The sequence below is a fragment of the Shinella sp. CPCC 101442 genome (genome assembly GCF_024704725.1).
Taxonomy (GTDB): Bacteria; Pseudomonadota; Alphaproteobacteria; order Rhizobiales; family Rhizobiaceae; genus Shinella.
In genome coordinates this window covers 157,151-173,463 of sequence record NZ_JALIQS010000004.1, presented here as the reverse complement: position 1 = coordinate 173,463, position 16,313 = coordinate 157,151, and the positions used below count along the sequence as shown (strand labels likewise).

At 63.3% G+C, this 16,313-nt stretch carries 15 protein-coding genes, 1 tRNA gene and 1 pseudogene; 13 read left to right on the top strand and 4 right to left on the bottom strand.

Annotated features, from left to right (window positions below; genetic code table 11):
- Positions 1-31: 31 nt before the first annotated feature.
- From MUO32_RS16185 to MUO32_RS16155, 7 genes are all read left to right on the top strand, one after another.
- The gene (locus MUO32_RS16185; RefSeq protein ID WP_257949391.1) at positions 32-1,549 is read left to right on the top strand and encodes an aldehyde dehydrogenase (NADP(+)); all 1,518 of its coding nucleotides are present in this window, start codon (positions 32-34) and stop codon (positions 1,547-1,549) included.
- A gap of 177 nt (positions 1,550-1,726) precedes the next feature.
- On the top strand, positions 1,727-2,536 hold the full coding sequence (locus tag MUO32_RS16180) for a transporter substrate-binding domain-containing protein (protein ID WP_257949390.1): 810 nt from the start codon (positions 1,727-1,729) through the stop codon (positions 2,534-2,536).
- A gap of 69 nt (positions 2,537-2,605) precedes the next feature.
- Positions 2,606-3,271: an amino acid ABC transporter permease gene (locus MUO32_RS16175; protein ID WP_257949389.1), complete on the top strand. Its 666-nt coding sequence runs from the start codon at positions 2,606-2,608 to the stop codon at positions 3,269-3,271.
- Positions 3,272-3,282: 11 nt separating this feature from the next.
- Positions 3,283-3,933 (top strand): amino acid ABC transporter permease, encoded by a 651-nt coding sequence (locus MUO32_RS16170; protein WP_257949388.1) that lies wholly within the window; start codon positions 3,283-3,285, stop codon positions 3,931-3,933.
- Complete coding sequence (locus MUO32_RS16165; RefSeq protein ID WP_257949387.1) at positions 3,926-4,648, top strand: amino acid ABC transporter ATP-binding protein; 723 nt, start codon at positions 3,926-3,928, stop codon at positions 4,646-4,648. Before MUO32_RS16170 ends, MUO32_RS16165 begins: the two co-directional genes overlap by 8 nt.
- A gap of 7 nt (positions 4,649-4,655) precedes the next feature.
- Complete coding sequence (locus MUO32_RS16160; RefSeq protein WP_257949386.1) at positions 4,656-5,906, top strand: FAD-binding oxidoreductase; 1,251 nt, start codon at positions 4,656-4,658, stop codon at positions 5,904-5,906.
- A gap of 10 nt (positions 5,907-5,916) precedes the next feature.
- Positions 5,917-7,599: an aconitase X gene (locus MUO32_RS16155; RefSeq protein WP_257949385.1), complete on the top strand. Its 1,683-nt coding sequence runs from the start codon at positions 5,917-5,919 to the stop codon at positions 7,597-7,599.
- Between the two features lie 4 nt (positions 7,600-7,603).
- Here MUO32_RS16155 and MUO32_RS16150 read toward each other — a convergent pair whose 3' ends face one another.
- The 3 genes and pseudogenes from MUO32_RS16150 to MUO32_RS16140 form a co-directional block, all read right to left on the bottom strand.
- Positions 7,604-7,807 (bottom strand): hypothetical protein, encoded by a 204-nt coding sequence (locus MUO32_RS16150; protein ID WP_257949384.1) that lies wholly within the window; start codon positions 7,805-7,807, stop codon positions 7,604-7,606.
- A gap of 51 nt (positions 7,808-7,858) precedes the next feature.
- A pseudogene (locus tag MUO32_RS16145) lies at positions 7,859-9,017 on the bottom strand (IS3 family transposase).
- Positions 9,018-9,655: 638 nt separating this feature from the next.
- Positions 9,656-9,745, bottom strand: a tRNA-Ser gene (locus tag MUO32_RS16140).
- A gap of 230 nt (positions 9,746-9,975) precedes the next feature.
- On the opposite strand from MUO32_RS16140, the gene MUO32_RS16135 reads away from it, so the two are divergent.
- From MUO32_RS16135 to MUO32_RS16125, 3 genes are all read left to right on the top strand, one after another.
- Entirely contained in the window at positions 9,976-10,293 is a 318-nt protein-coding gene (locus MUO32_RS16135; protein ID WP_257949383.1) for a hypothetical protein, read from the top strand.
- 47 nt (positions 10,294-10,340) lie between these two features.
- The gene (gene msrA / locus MUO32_RS16130; protein WP_257949382.1) at positions 10,341-10,991 is read left to right on the top strand and encodes a peptide-methionine (S)-S-oxide reductase MsrA; all 651 of its coding nucleotides are present in this window, start codon (positions 10,341-10,343) and stop codon (positions 10,989-10,991) included.
- A 230-nt stretch (positions 10,992-11,221) separates the two neighbouring features.
- Complete coding sequence (locus MUO32_RS16125) at positions 11,222-12,214, top strand: BMP family protein (RefSeq protein ID WP_257949381.1); 993 nt, start codon at positions 11,222-11,224, stop codon at positions 12,212-12,214.
- A gap of 77 nt (positions 12,215-12,291) precedes the next feature.
- Here MUO32_RS16125 and MUO32_RS16120 read toward each other — a convergent pair whose 3' ends face one another.
- Complete coding sequence (locus tag MUO32_RS16120; protein WP_257949380.1) at positions 12,292-12,516, bottom strand: SlyX family protein; 225 nt, start codon at positions 12,514-12,516, stop codon at positions 12,292-12,294.
- A 156-nt stretch (positions 12,517-12,672) separates the two neighbouring features.
- On the opposite strand from MUO32_RS16120, the gene MUO32_RS16115 reads away from it, so the two are divergent.
- From MUO32_RS16115 to MUO32_RS16105, 3 genes are read left to right on the top strand one after another with little or no spacing between them, the layout of a single operon-like run.
- Entirely contained in the window at positions 12,673-14,208 is a 1,536-nt protein-coding gene (locus MUO32_RS16115) for an ABC transporter ATP-binding protein (RefSeq protein ID WP_257949379.1), read from the top strand.
- Positions 14,205-15,338 (top strand): ABC transporter permease, encoded by a 1,134-nt coding sequence (locus tag MUO32_RS16110; RefSeq protein WP_257949378.1) that lies wholly within the window; start codon positions 14,205-14,207, stop codon positions 15,336-15,338. Before MUO32_RS16115 ends, MUO32_RS16110 begins: the two co-directional genes overlap by 4 nt.
- Positions 15,339-15,341: 3 nt before the next feature.
- A complete protein-coding gene (locus tag MUO32_RS16105) occupies positions 15,342-16,313 on the top strand; it encodes an ABC transporter permease (protein ID WP_257949377.1) in 972 nt (323 codons plus the stop codon).

Genomic DNA, 16,313 nt, shown 5'->3' with positions numbered 1-16,313 from the left:
GAATCCTCTTCCCATCAGAAAGGTACGTCTAATGGCTTTCACTCCCAACGGTAAACACCTCGTCGCCGGACAATGGCTCGACGGCAACGGCACCTTTACCTCCTCGCCCGCCCAGGGCCCGGCCCATGACTTTGCCGTCGGCACGGTCGAGCTGGTGAACCGCGCGGCGGAAGCCGCCGAAGACGCCTTCCTCAGCTACGGCTATTCCTCGCGTGCCGACCGCGCCGCGTTCCTGCGCGCCATCGCCGACGAGATCGAGGCCCGCGCCGACGCCATCACCGAGATCGGCACGCAGGAAAGCGGCCTGCCGGTCGCCCGTCTGCAGGGCGAGCGCGGCCGCACCACCGGCCAGCTCCGCCTCTTCGCCGATCATATCGAGAAGGGTGACTTCCTCGATCGCCGCTTCGACGCCGCCCTGCCCGACCGCCAGCCGGCACCGCGCCCGGAAATCCGCCTGATCCAGCGCCCGATCGGCCCGGTCGCCGTGTTCGGCGCCTCCAACTTCCCGCTTGCCTTCTCGACGGCCGGCGGCGACACCGCAGCAGCCCTTGCCGCCGGTTGCCCCGTCGTCGTGAAGGGTCACTCGGCCCATCCGGGCACGGGCGAGATCATCGCAGAAGCCATTCTCGCCGCCATCCAGAAGACCGGTGTGCATCCGGGCGTCTTCTCGCTCATCCAGGGCGGTAACCGCCAGGTCGGCGAAGCCGTGGTGCAGCATCCGCTGATCAAGGCTGTCGGCTTCACGGGTTCGCTGGCCGGTGGCCGCGCCCTGTTCAACCTCTGCGCCGCCCGCCCCGAGCCGATCCCGTTCTTCGGTGAACTCGGCTCGGTCAACCCGATGTTCGTTCTGCCGGAGGCCGTGAAGGCCCGTGCCGAAAGCCTCGGCCAGGGCTGGGCAGGCTCGCTCACCATGGGTGCCGGCCAGTTCTGCACCAATCCGGGCATCGCCATCGTCAAGGACGGCGCGGATGCCGACCGCTTCACCGCCGCTGCTATCGAGGCGCTGTCCAAGGTCGCACCGCAGACCATGCTGACGGACGGCATCGCCAAGGCCTATCAGGACGGCCAGGCACGCTTTGAAGGCCGCAACACGGTCAAGCCGCTGCTGACGACCGAGTCGACCGGCCGCAACGCGCTGCCGAACCTCTTCGAGATCTCGGGCGACCAGTTCCTCGCCGACCACGCGCTTTCGGAAGAAGTGTTCGGCCCGCTCGGCCTCGTCGTGCGTGTCTCCTCGGTCGATGAAATGGAAACGCTTGCCCGCAACTTCGAGGGCCAGCTGACGGCAACGATCCACATGGATGCCGGCGACCTCGAGGACGCCAAGCGCCTGCGCCCGTTCCTGGAGCGCAAGGCCGGCCGCGTGCTCGTCAACGGCTTCCCGACCGGCGTGGAAGTGGTGGATTCCATGGTGCATGGCGGTCCGTACCCGGCCTCGACGAATTTCGGCGCGACGAGCGTCGGCACGATGTCGATCCGCCGCTTCCTGCGTCCGGTTTCCTACCAGAACTTCCCGGAGGGCCTGCTGCCCGAGGATTTCCTCAACTGATTCAAGCCTGAGGCTTGCCGGACAAGGCCGGGTCTTCCGAAAGGGAGGCCCGGTATTTTTTTGCATACGAGCTATATACTTTTTGCATATTATTTGTATTTTAGAAGGCGATTTACGTCTCGGCGCAGGACGGACCTCCGCCATGTAGATCGTCCAGACCAATTCAGGGAGAGAGTAATGAAGAAGACCTCGGTCCTCGCCTTCGGCCTCGTGGCCGCCACCGCCCTCACCAGCCCGGCCAAGGCCGACAAGCTGGACGACATCATCTCGTCCGGCACGCTGCGCTGCGCCGTCGTTCTCGACTTCCCGCCGATGGGCGCACGCGACGAGAGCAACAACCCGATCGGCTTCGACGTCGATTATTGCAACGATCTGGCCAAGGCGCTCGGCGTCACCGCCGAAATCGTCGAGACGCCCTTCCCGGAGCGTATTCCGGCCCTGATGTCCGGCCGCGTCGATGTCGGCGTCGCCTCGACCTCCGACACGCTGGAACGCGCCAAGACCGTCGGCATGACGATCCCCTACTTCGCCTTCCAGATGGCCGTCACGGCCAATGACAAGTCGGGCGTCAAGTCCTTCGAAGACATGAAGGGCAAGGTTGTCGGCGCCACCGCCGGCACGTTCGAAGCCATCGCGCTCGAAAAGACCGTCAAGGAATGGGGCGTCGGCGAATTCCGCCCGTACCAGACCCAGGCTGACGTCTTCCTCGCGCTGAGCCAGGGCCAGATCGACGCCACGGTCTCCACCTCGACGGTTGCCCAGTCCAACGTCAAGGGCGGCAAGTTCGCCGGCATCTCCGTCGTCGGCAACGCGCCCTACGACATCGACTATGTCGCGCTCTTCACCAACCGCGAAGAATACGGCCTGATCAACTACCTGAACCTGTTCATCAACCAGCAGGTTCGCACCGGCCGTTACAACGAACTCTACGAGAAGTGGGTTGGCGGCGAAGTGCCGTCCCTTTCGATCAACGGCGTTTATCGCTAATCTGCCGTTTAGAAGGCGGCGCGGGAACCTCTTCCGCGCCGCTTATCGTTTCCGAAGGGTGAGACGGCAATGTTCAGTTACAATTTCCATTGGAACCAGGCGTTCAAGGCCCTGCCCCAGATGCTGGACGGTGCTTTGGTCACGCTCCAGATCGCGCTGCTTTCCATGGCCATCGGCCTTGCCGTCGCGCTCGCGCTGACGCTCTTCCGGCTGTCGGAAAACCGCGTCCTGAGTGGCTTCGCCACGGTCTGGGTCGAGATCGCGCGCAACACGCCGGCGCTCTTCCAGATCTACATGGCCCATTTCGGGCTGGGCAGTTTCGGCATCCATCTCAGCCCCTATACGGCGCTGCTTGTCGGTATCGCCTTCAACAATGCCGGTTATCTCGCGGAAAATTTCCGAGGCGCGCTGAAGGCAATCCCGGAAACGCAGACCCGCGCCGGCCGCTCGCTCGGCATGACGCCGCTCATGGCCTTCCGCTACATCGTCATGCCGCAGATGCTGCGCATCGCCTTCCTGCCGGCCACCAACCAGATGGTCTGGGCAATCCTGATGACCTCGCTCGGCGTCACCGTCGGCATGAACACGGATCTTGCGGGTGTCACCCAGGCGCTGAACGCGGTGTCCTTCCGTACCTTCGAATTCTTCGCGCTCGCGGCGGTCATCTACTACCTGATCGCCAAGGCCGTGACGCTGGCAGCGCGCCTCGCTGCCACGCGCATGTTCCGCTACTGAGAGGGTAACCCATGTTCGATACCGCTCTCACGCTCGCCGATCTCGGCTTCCTCGCCAAGGGCGCTGCGATGACGCTGGCCGTCACCGCCGTTTCCGTCCTCGCCGGCACCATCCTCGGCGTCGTCTTCGGCGTGCTGCGCAACCAGCTCGGCACCTACTGGTCGCTGCCGCTCACCTTCCTGCTCGACATCTTTCGTTCCGTGCCCCTGCTCATCCAGCTCGTGCTCGGCAACGCGTTGCAATCGATCCTGAAGCTCGGCTGGGCGCCGTTCACCACCTCCTGCGTGGTGCTGTCGCTCTATACCGCCGCCTATTGCACGGAGATCGTGCGCGGTGGCATCTCCGCCGTGCCCACCACGACGCGCCGTGCGGCCCGCTCGCTCGGCATGACCTGGTGGCAGGACATGCGCTACATCGTGGCGCCGCTCGCCACCCGCGTCTCGCTGCCCGCCTGGATCGGCCTGACGCTCGGCGTCATGAAGGATTCGGCGCTGGTGCTCTGGCTCGGCCTGATCGAGCTCCTGCGTGCCTCGCAGATCCTCGTCACGCGCCTGCAGGAACCGCTGTTCATCCTGCTGATCTGCGGCGCCATCTACTTCATCATCAGCTTCCCCATAGCCCGGCTTGGCGGCTATCTCGAAAAACGGTGGTCCAATGATTGAGATCGAAAACGTCCGCAAATCCTTCGGCCAGCTGGAAGTCCTGAAGGGGATCAACCTCACCGTCCAGAAGGGCGAAGTGCTGACCATCATCGGCGGCTCGGGCTCCGGCAAATCGACGTTGCTCACCTGCATCAACGGTCTGGAGACCATCGATGCCGGTCGCATCGTGGTTGACGGCACCGATGTTCATGCCAAGGCGACGGACCTCAACAAGCTGCGCCGCAAGCTCGGCATCGTGTTCCAGCAGTTCAACGCCTTCCCGCACCTGACCGTGCTGGAAAACGTCATGCTCGCGCCGGTCAAGGTGCTTGGCCAGTCGAAGGCTGAGGCCGAGGCCATGGCCGTCAAGCAGCTGACCCATGTCGGCCTCGGCGACAAGCTTTCGGTCTATCCGAGCCGCATGTCCGGCGGCCAGCAGCAGCGCATGGCGATTGCCCGCGCGCTTGCCATGTCGCCGGCCTACATGCTGTTCGACGAAGTCACCTCGGCGCTCGACCCGCAGCTCGTCGGCGAAGTGCTCGACACGCTGCGCATGCTCGCCTCCGAAGGCATGACGATGATCTGCGTCACGCATGAAATGAAGTTCGCCCGCGAAGTCTCCGACCGCGTCGCCTTCTTCCACAAGGGCGTGATGGCCGAGATCGCGCCGCCGGAACAGCTGTTCGGCGCACCGAAGGATCCCGAGCTGCAGACCTTCCTCGCCGCCACGCATTGAGAGCATCATGAAGACAGATATCGAGCCCGGCGTCGTCGTCATCGGCGCCGGCGTGGTCGGCCTTTCGGCCGCCATTGCCGCGCAGGCGCGCGGCCTCTCCGTCACCGTTCTGGAACGTGAGGCCCCGGCCGCCGGTGCTTCTGCCGGCAATGCAGGGGCTTTCGCCTTTACCGACATCCTGCCGCTCGCTTCGCCCGGCATCCTGAAGAAGGCGCCGAAATGGCTGCTCGATCCGCTCGGGCCGCTCAGCATCCCGCCGTCCTACGCTTTCCAGATCGCACCGTGGATGTTCCGCTTCTGGCGCGCCTGCTCGGCGAGGCACGTCGCCCATTCCACCGCCGCGCAGACCGCGCTGATGGACCTGTCCAAGGCCGAGCTGGAACCGTTCCTGACGCAAACCGGCACCGCCGACATGCTGCGCAAGGAAGGCAACCTCCAGGTCTATGAAAGCCAGGCCGAGCTGAATGCCTCGCTGCCCGGCTGGAAGGCCCGCGAAGCGCATGGCGTCGAATTCCGCCATATGGGCGCCGCCGACATGGCGGCGATCCAGCCCGGCCTTGCGCCGCGCTTCACCCACGGCACGTTCACGCCCGGCTGGTACTCCATCGCCGATCCAAAACTCTACACGCTGGCGCTTGCCGATCATTTTCGCGCTATGGGTGGCACAATCGAAAGGGCCGAGGTTTCCGGCCTGCACCCGATCGAGGGTGGCGTGGAAATCCGCACGACCGACGGTCGGACGCTGCGGGCGCAAAACGTCGTGCTGGCGGCCGGCGCCTTCTCGCATCAGGTCGCGCGCTCGCTTGGCGAAACCATCCCGCTCGAAACAGAGCGCGGCTACAACACGACGCTGCCGCTGGACGCCTTCGACCTGCGTACGCAGGTGACCTTCGGCGGCCACGGTTTTGTCGTTACCCGGCTTTCGACCGGCATCCGCGTTGGCGGCGCGGTGGAGCTTGGCGGACTGAAGCTACCGCCGAACTTCCGCCGGTCGGAAGCCATGCTGGAAAAGGCCCGCAGCTTCCTGCCCGGGCTGAAGCCTGCTGGTGGCGTGCAGTGGATGGGTTTCCGCCCCTCGCTGCCGGACAGCCTGCCCGCCATCGGCCGCGCCCGCGCGACGCCGCGCGTCGTCTACGCCTTCGGTCACGGCCATCTCGGCCTCACCCAATCCGCCGGCACCGCCCGTCTCGTCGCCGACCTCCTGACGGACCGGCCGACCAGCATCGACATCGCATCCTTCTCGCCGCAACGTTTCTAGGAGCCACCCCATGGCAACGCTCTCCGCCCGCAGCATTCTTGCCGGAACAGCCTCCGGTCCGATCATCGCGGCGGGCGAGGCGCTGAGTTTCTGGGGCGGTGTCGATCCGGCGACGGGCCGCGTCATCGACGTGCATCATCCGCTGCATGGCGTGCCGATCACCGGCGGTATTCTCATGATGCCGTCGAGCCGCGGCTCCTGCACCGGCTCCGGCGTGCTGCTCGACATGGCGCTGACCGGCCGCGCGCCCGCCGCCCTGGTGTTCAGCGAGGCGGAGGACGTGCTGACGCTCGGCGCGCTGATCGCCGCGGAAATGTTCGACAGGCCGCTGCCGGTGCTGCGCGTCTCGCATGACGCCTATGACGCGCTCTGTCGCGCGAAGACGGCAACGATCAGCAACACGGCAATCGAGGCAGACGGCCTTGTTATCCCCGTTTCCCCGCCGGCCACCTCGGCGCTCGATCTCACCGAGAACGACCGCGCCATGCTCGATGGACGCGACGGCGTCGCCGTGCAGCTGGCGCTGCGCATCACCGCCGCCATGGCCGCGCAGCAGGGCGCGACGAAACTCATCGACGTGGTGCAGGGCCATATCGACGGCTGCATCTATGCCAGCCCCGCCAACCTGACCTTCGCGGAAAAGATGGCGGACATGGCCGCGAAGGTGTGCGTGCCGACCACGATGAATGCCATTTCCGTCGATCGCGCCAATTGGGAAAAGCAGGGCGTGCCGCGGGATTTCGGCGACCCCGCCGCCCGCCTCGCCGATGCCTATGTGCGCATGGGCTGTCGCCCGACCTTCACCTGCTCGCCCTACCTGCTCGACAGCGCGCCCAAGACGGGCGAAGCCATCGCCTGGGCCGAGTCCAACGCCGTGATTTTTGCCAACACCGTGCTCGGCGCCCGCACGGCCAAGCACCCCGATTTTCTCGACCTCTGCATCGCGCTCACCGGCCGCGCGCCGCTGTCCGGCGTCTATCTCGATGCGCATCGCAAAGCGCGACGTGTCATCGACATCGAACTGCCCGACAATGTGGACGACGCCTTCTGGCCGATCGTCGGCTATCTCGCCGGTCGCGCCGCGCCCGACCGCATCCCCCTGCTGCGCGGCCTTGCCGCGGCCAAGCCGTCGCAGGACGACCTGAAGGCGCTCTGCGCCGCCTTCGGCACCACCTCCGCCGCCCCCATGCTGCATATCGAGGGCGTGACGCCCGAGGCGGATGGCATTGCGGCTGACGATGCCGACCACGCCACCATCACCCGCAACGACATGATCGACGTCTGGACGATGTTCAACGATGGCCCCGCCGAGGTCGAGCTTGTCGCCATCGGCAGCCCCCACGCCTCGGCCTCCGAATGCCGGGCGCTGGCGGATGCGCTTGGCGGCCGCAAGCGACACAAGGACGTCACCGTGATCGTCACCGCCGGCCGCGATATCATGGCTGAATCGGGCGATGTCCTGACCCGGCTAAGGGAAAGCGGCGTTCAGGTCCTGCCGGATCTCTGCTGGTGCTCGATCTCCGAACCCGTCTTCCCGACGAAGACGCGCACGCTGATCACCAATTCCGGCAAATATGCCCATTACGGCCCGGGCCTTTCCGGCCGCACCGTGCGCTTCGGCAATCTCGCCGACTGCATCGAGGCGACGCTCACCGGCCGCGTTCCGCCGCGCCTGCCGGCCTGGCTCGCTTGAGGCGTCAATCCCGCCCGAAGACGTCGCGCGTGTAAACCTTGTCCCGGATATCGTCGAGGTCTGCGGACCGGCGGTTGGCTATGATGAGGTCGGCGCGGCGTTTGAATTCGTCGAGGTCGCGCACGATCTCCGAGCGGAAGAACGTGTCCTCCTCGAAATCCGGCTCGTAGACGATGACCGGAATGCCCTTCGCCTTGATGCGCTTCATGATGCCCTGGATGGAGTTGGCCTGCCCCGATTGGGTGATCCGGGTTTAATGTTAGTGCATGCTGGGTCTGGCCGCTACCGCCGGAGTTGATGCCGGTCCGTTCTGGCGCGGCCACACGATGGCTTCGGGTGCTGGTGGCTTGTAGTTCGGTGATAAGTGCGGACGCACGCTGTTGTAGTGCAGCCGCCAACTCTCGATGATGATCTTTGCCTCCTTGAGCGTGTAGAAAATTTTCCGTTGAGCAGTTCGTCCCTGAGTTTCGAGTTGAAGCTCTCGCAGTAGCCGTTCTCCCACGGGCTGCCCGGCATGATGTAGGCCGTCTTGGCACCGACCAGCGCGATCCATTCCCTCAAAGCCTTGGCAAGGAATTCGAGACCATTGTCGGAACGAATATGTGCCGGAACGCCGCGCAGGATGAAGAGGTCGCAGAGCACATCGATGACGTCGACAGCCTTCAGCTTTCTCCCGGCCCTGATCGCGATGCATTCCCGTGTGAACTCGTCGATCACATTCAACATGCGTAGCTTTCTGCCGCTGTGGGTGCGGTCTTCGACAAAATCGTAGGACCAGACATGGTTGGGGTATTCCGGCCGAAGCCGGATACATGAGCCTTCGTTCAACCAGAGCCGATTGCGCTTGGGTTACTTGTAGGGAGCCTTCAACCCCTCCCGTCGCCATATCCGCTCGACCCGTTTGACGTTCACGATCCAACCCGTCTGGCGCAGCATCGCCGTGATGCGGCGATAGCCATACCGGCCATATTGGAGAGCGAGCGCGGTGATGTCGGCGGTCAATGCCGCCTCGTCATCCGGTGTCTTTGCGACCTTGCGCTGTGGAGAACTATGCTGGCAGAGAACCCGGCATGCTCGTCGTTCGGACACGCCCAGTTCTGCGGTCATATGGTCCACACAGGCGCGGCGGCGGGCGGGGCTTAGAAGTTTCCCCTGGCAGCCTCCGCCAGGATCATCTTGTCCAAGGTCAGATCGGAAACTGCCCGGTGGAGGCGAGCGTTCTCGGCCTCCAATTCCTTCAGGCGCTTCACCTCATCGCCCTTAAGGCCACCGTATTCTGCCCGCCAGCGGTAATATGTAACTTCCGTTACACCTATCGACCGGATCGCATCCGCCATCGATTTGCCCTGCGCATTCAGCACGTCGACCTGACGAAGCTTCGTGATGATCTCTTCTGCCCGGTGTCTTTTCGCTGCCATTTCAATGTCCCTCTTCGGCTCATAAGCCAACTTCAAGAAGGACTATTTTTCAGGGGGCAGGCCAACTACCACAGGGCGCTCCATGTAGCCCGATATTAGCTTACTGCTCGAATATGAGAATGTGGGGCGACATTTCACGGATTGTCGATGAGGCACAATGCCTTCTCAGCGTCTACGTGGATGATATAACAATCTCTGGGATCAACGTCCCCGGTGAGCTGGTTTGGGCGATAAAGCAGATCAACACAAAACGGCTTCAAGCTTAAAACAGACAAGGAACATAGTCTGATTGGAACCCCGGCCGACATTACCGGAGTGATCGTGCGAAATGGAAAATTAAAGCTTCCTAATCGACAACTGAAGAAGCTGGCTAACTGGTGCAACAACGAAAAACCGAAGCTGAGAAGACCGAGTTGGCGAAGTTGGACAATCGCATTCGAGGAAGGCTGGCACAGCGTCGACAAATCGAGTCAGCAGATATGCCATGACGAATGAGTGGAAGGCACGCAGCTTGATGACACAATCGACTCGTCAAATGACAAGTCCAATCTTGCAGACTTAAAATGTTGGGTAATTTAAGGGGCACAGCGAGCGCCTCGGAAATTACTTCAATAAAAACAGCTAACTAATAGATAAAATGGCGGACAGAGCGGGATTCGAACCCGCGATAGAGTCTCCCCTATACACACTTTCCAGGCGTGCGCCTTCAACCACTCGGCCACCTGTCCGTCCGCTCGCAGCCGGTGGTCAGTCCGGCGCGGTCGCTTTCCTGTTTCCATTCCGGCGAGACGGCGCGATATATACCGAGGTTTCACGCAGGATCAACCGCTTTCTGACAGTTTTTTGAAGGATATGCCGCAAGCCCGCGAAGGATTGCGCAAGGTCGGCCGTCTTCCTATCTATAGGCAGCAAGGAAGGGGAGCGGAATTCGGCTCCCGGCAGGCACCGGGAGGGTGCGATGATACGGTTCATCCTGAAGGCTATCAGTCTTTTCGCCCTCGTCGTCGCCGTCATGGCGGGCACAATCGACGCGATCCAGTCGGTCTCGGCCTCCGAGCCGGTGCTGACCCCGCTTGCCGTCGCCTGGAGCACGGCAAGCCCGGATACGATCGCGCTCGTCGCTGACGGCATCATGCGCAAGTTCCCTTATGCCTGGGATCCGGCGGCCATGTGGGTGCTGTCGCAGCCGGCCTTCGCCGTGCTGCTTGCCGTCTCGCTGTTCTTCTGGGTGATCGCCTACCGGCGCCCGCGCGTTGCAGGCCGCTTCACCGCCTGAGAAACGAAACCGCCGCCGGATTGCGCGGCCCGGCCAGGAGGCCATTCATGTTCCTGATCGACATGTTCAACAAGAAGACCGTCATGCCCGCTCCGGAGGCCTCGCTTCCCGGCCGCGACCAGCCCATCCCCACATCGGAGGCGCATTTCGTCAACGGAAACCCGCTGCAGGGTCCCTATCCCGAGGGCTTCAGGACGGTGCTGTTCGGCATGGGCTGCTTCTGGGGCGCCGAGCGGCTCCTGTGGAAAATACCGGGTGTCTGGGTAACGGCATCAGGCTATTCCGGTGGCTTCACACCCAATCCGACCTATCACGAGACGACGACGGGCCTGACCGGCCATACCGAAGTCGTGCTCGTCGTCTATGACCCCGCCAAGGTGACGCTCGAAGCGCTGCTGAAGGCCTTCTTCGAGGCGCATGACCCGACGCAGGGCATGCGCCAGGGCAACGATATCGGCACGACCTACCGCTCGGCGATCTATCTCGACGATGAGGCAGACCTGGCAACGGCGCGGCGCGCTCGCGACGCCTACCAGGCGGCGCTGACCGCAGCCGGCCGCACCGACCGCATCACCACGGAGATCGCCAGGACCGGGCCGTTCTATTTCGCCGAGGACGTGCACCAGCAATATCTCGCCAAGAATCCCGGCGGCTATTGCGGCCTGCGCGGCACGGGCGTGGCCTGCGCCATCGGCTGACGACGCCGGCAATTCTGTGAAATGCGCGCCGTCGCGAACAGGGTTCTCCAGCCTCGTTTGCGGCGGTTTCTATTTTTTACCAACTGAAAAATTTCTGGTGAATTTTTCCCGGAGGCATGCAAGGATGCCGCCAGCCTGACCCAAGGGAACGGGTCGGTGGCTCCGTCGTGCGCTTCTTCAAGCGCTGCTCGGAAGGTCCCTATAAGATCAATAGCGAACAGGGCTGCACAATGAAAAAAACCCTTCTCACTCTTCTTGCCACGGCTGCCATGTCGGCCAGCGCTTTCGCCGCGGATATCAAGCCGGCGATCATCTATGACCTCGGCGGCAAGTTCGACAAGTCGTTCAACGAAGCGGCCTATAACGGCGCGGAAAAATTCAAGGCCGAAACCGGCATCGAATACCGCGACTTCGAAATCGCCAACGACGCCCAGCGCGAGCAGGCGCTGCGCCGCTTCGCCGGCGACGGCAACAACCCGATCGTGATGGCCGGTTTCTCCTGGGCAGCACAGCTTGAGAAGATCGCCGCCGAATATCCCGACACCAAGTTCGCCATCATCGACATGGTCGTCGACAAGCCGAACGTCCGTTCGGTCGTGTTCAAGGAAGAGGAAGGCGGCTGGCTCGCCGGTATCCTCGCCGGCATGGCCTCCAAGTCGAAGACCGTCTCCTTCGTCGGCGGCATGGACATCCCGCTCATCCACAAATTCGCCTGCGGCTATATCGGCGGCGCGAAGTCGCTCGGTTCCGACATGAAGGTGCTCGAAGCCTATACGGGCACGACGCCGGACGCCTGGAACGACCCGGTCAAGGGCGGCGAAATCGCCAAGTCGCAGTTCGACCAGGGTTCGGACGTGGTCTACCACGCAGCCGGCGGCACGGGTGTTGGCGTTCTCCAGGCTGCGGCCGACGCCGGCAAGCTCGGCATCGGCGTGGACTCCAACCAGAATGGCATGCATCCGGGCAAGGTCCTGACCTCGATGGTCAAGCGCGTCGACGTCGCCGTCTACGATGCCTTCATGTCGGCCAAGGACGACAAGTTCCAGCCTGGCATCAACGTGCTCGGCCTGAAGGAAAGCGGCGTCGATGTTGCCATGGACGACAATAATGCACCACTGATCACCCCGGAAATGAAGGCCGCCATCGACAAGGCGCGCGCCGACATCATCGCCGGCACGGTGAAGGTCCACGACTACATGACGGACGAGACCTGCCCTTACTAAGCGGATTGACGGCCCGTTTGCGAAAGCAGACGGGCCGATTCCGTTTTCCGGACAAACCGTCCTGCGGCGCTGTTGGCTCAGTAATGCGGCGGGCGGGTGACGGCCGGGGCTTCACCAGCCCCTTCTTCCAGCAAGAGAAACCGTTCCGTCAGCCGGTCGAGCTTCGTCCTGACCTGCTCGACCACCCGCCACTGTTCGGCGAGCTGGTCTGAGAGTTCCTCGATCGTATGAGCCTGGTGGGCGACATGCTCTTCCAGGCGCGCGATGCGCTCGGCGTCGGTATCTTCGGGAAGATCGGTCATGGTGTCCTCGTCGCTTCGTGCGGCCGCAACGAGCTATAGCGGCGCAGCCCCCAGCCCGCAATCGGACTGGACAAGTGCTCTGGAAGCAACAAGACTGCGACCCGGCAGGCCGAAAAACGGCCCGTCGGCCCTAAATCCCCGTAAGAGTGGATCGTCATGAGCGAACTGGCAATCGAACTGCAGGGCATCGACAAAAGCTTCGGCCTCGTCCACGCCAACCGGAATATCAACCTGAAGGTCCGCAAGGGCACCATTCACGGTATCATCGGCGAAAACGGCGCCGGCAAATCCACTCTCATGTCGATCCTCTACGGCTTCTACCAGGCCGATCATGGCGACATCCTGATCAATGGCCAGAAGGTCAACATCCGCGATCCGAACGCGGCGATCGCCGCCGGCATCGGCATGGTGCACCAGCACTTCATGCTGGTCGAAAACTTCACGGTGCTGGAAAACATCATGCTCGGCGCGGAGGAAAGCCAGATCCTCAATGCCGGCATCACCAAGGCGCGTACCGAGCTGAAGCGGCTCGAGAAGGAATATGCGCTGGAAGTCGATCCGGACGCCGTGATCGAGGAACTGCCCGTCGGTATCCAGCAGCGCGTGGAAATCCTGAAAGCGCTCTATCGCAAGGCCGATATCCTCATTCTCGACGAGCCGACGGGTGTGCTGACGCCGGCCGAGGCCGATCACCTCTTCCGCATTCTCGGCCAGTTGAAGGATCAGGGCAAAACCGTGCTCCTCATCACCCACAAGCTGCGCGAGATCATGGCGATCACCGACGAGGTCTCCGTCATGCGCCGCGGCGAGATGGTGGCGACGCGCACGACGAAGGAGACCTCCGTCGAGGAGCTTGCCGAGCTGATGGTCGGCCGTCGCGTACTGCTGCGCGTGGAAAAGGGCGCAGCCAAGCCCGCCGACGTGAAGCTTTCGGTGAAAAACCTCACGGTGCGCGACAGCCGTGGCGTGACCATGGTGGACGACGTGTCCTTCGACCTGCGCGCCGGCGAGATCGTCGGCATTGCCGGTGTGGCCGGCAATGGCCAGTCGGAGCTCCTGGAGGCGATTTCCGGTATCCGCCGCGCCAAATCCGGCACCGTGCTGCTCAACGGCCGCCCCGTCGATGTGACCGGCAATGCCGACCCGGCAGACTTACGCAAATGCGGCCTCGCCCATGTGCCCGAAGACCGCCACCATGTCGGCCTCGTCTTGAAGTTCGAGGAGAGCGAGAACGCCATTCTCGGCTATCACGACGACCCAAAGTACCGGAAGGGTTTTACCCTCGATATCGACGCCATCAGGGCCGAAGCCGAGGAGAAGATCGCGGCTTACGACATCCGTCCGCCGAACCCGAGGCTCAAGACCGCCAACTTCTCCGGCGGCAACCAGCAGAAGATCGTTCTGGCCCGCGAGATGGAGCGGAACCCTGACGTGCTGATCATCGGCCAGCCGACACGCGGCGTCGATGTCGGCGCCATCGAATTCATTCACAAGCGCATCATCGAGATGCGCGACCAGGGCAAGGCCGTGCTGCTCGTTTCCGTCGAGCTCGATGAAATCCGTGCTTTGTCCGACCGAATTCTCGTGATGTTCGCCGGCCGCGTCGTCGGCGAGCGCGCGCCTGACGCAACTGAAGGAGAACTCGGCCTGCTGATGGCCGGTGTGGAAGGCCCGAAGGAGGCCGCGGAATGAGTGTCCCTCACGCAAAACTGCCGGCCTGGGCCGAATATGGCCTGATCCCGCTGGTCAACCTCGCCGTCGCCTTCCTGATTTCCGGCCTTGTCGTTCTGATCGTCGGCGAAAGCCCGCTGGAAGCCGCCTACCACATGATCAACGGCGCCTTCGGCCGTGGCGAATATATCGGCTTCACACTCTATTACACGACGACCTTCATCTTCACCGGCCTTGCGGTCGCCGTCGCCTTCCATGCCGGCCTGTTCAATATCGGCGGCGAAGGGCAGGCCTATGTCGGCGGCATCGGCGTGGCGCTCGCCTGCCTTGCGCTCGACCGGACGCTGCCCTGGTATCTCGTTTTTCCGATCGCCATCCTGGGCGCCGCCTTCTTCGGCGCGCTCTGGGCGATGATTCCCGGCTGGCTGCAGGCAAAACGCGGCAGCCATATCGTCATCACGACGATCATGTTCAACTTCATCGCCGCAAGCCTGATGAACTACCTGCTCAACAAGGTGTTCAAGCCGCTCGGCTCGATGTCGCTTGAAACCCGCACCTTCGAGGCAGGCGGCCAGCTGCCCAAGCTGGACTGGCTGATGTCGATCTTCGGCCTTTCCGTCGGCAACGCACCGTTCAACATCTCCTTCCTGCTGGCGCTGGTTGCCGCCTTCGGCGTCTGGGTGCTGATCTGGCGCACGAAGCTCGGCTACGAGATGCGCACGATGGGCCATAGCCCCGCCGCCGCGCGTTACGCCGGCATCAAGGAAGCCAAGATCATCGTCATCACCATGATGATCTCCGGCGGCCTTGCCGGCATGATGGCGCTCAACCCGATCATGGGCGAACAGTTCCGCATGCAGCTCGAATTCGTTCAGGGCGCCGGCTTCGTCGGCATCGCGGTGGCGCTGATGGGGCGGTCGCATCCGGCGGGCATCATCCCGGCGGCATTGCTCTTCGGCATGCTCTACCAGGGCGGGGCGGAAATCTCCTTCGAGATGCCGTCCATCTCGCGCGACATGATCGTCATCATCCAGGGTCTGGTGATCCTGTTTGCCGGCGCGCTCGAACACATGTTCCGTCCGGCCATAACCCGTCTCGTCATCGGCCTTTCGCCGAAGACGCGCGACGTCGCGGCCACCAAGGGAGCCTGAGCCATGGATTTCTTTCAGGTCTTCATCGAGCTTGCCCAGTCCACCGTCCGCCTCTCGACGCCGCTGATCCTTGCCGCCCTTGCCGGCCTCTTCACCGAACGTGCCGGCGTCTTCGACATCGGGCTGGAAGGCAAGATGTTGGGCGCGGCCTTCGCCGCCGGCTGCGTCGCGTATATAACGCAATCGGTCTATATGGGCCTGCTCGCCGCCATCCTCGTCTCCGTGCTGCTCTCGCTGGTGCACGGCTACGCCTCGATCACCCAGCGCGGCAGCCAGATCGTCTCGGGCGTTGCGATCAATTTCGTGGTCGCCGGCTCCACCGTCATCCTCGGCGAGGCCTGGTTCAGACAGGGCGGCCGCACGCCGGCGCTTTCCGAAAGCGGCCGTTTCGGCGCGATCCAGCTTCCCTTCGCGGATGCCGTGCGTGACGTGCCGATCCTCGGCCAGATCTATTCGGGCCTGCTGTCGGGCCATTCGCCGCTGACCTACCTCGCCTTCCTGATGGTGCCGGCGAGCTGGTGGATCCTGTATCGCACCCGTTTCGGTCTCAGGCTTCGCGCCGTCGGCGAAAATCCGGGTGCCGTCGATACCGCCGGCATTTCGGTCATCTGGCTGCGCTATCGCGCCGTCATCTGCTGCGGCATCCTCTGCGGCATTGCCGGCGCCTATCTGTCGCTTTCGGCCGGCGCCGGCTTCACCAAGGGCATGACGGCGGGCAAGGGCTACATCGCGCTTGCCGCCCTCATCTTCGCCAAGTGGCGGCCGAAGAACATCCTCTTCGCCTGCCTGCTCTTCGGCTTCCTCGATGCCTTCGCCATCCGCTACCAGGGTTTTGCCTTCCCGCTGATCGGCAAGGTGCCGGTACAGTTGATGCAGGCCCTGCCCTATATCCTCACCGTGATCCTGCTTGCGGGCTTCATCGGCAAGGCCATTCCGCCGAAGGCCGGCGGCGTGCCCTACGTCAAGGAACGATAA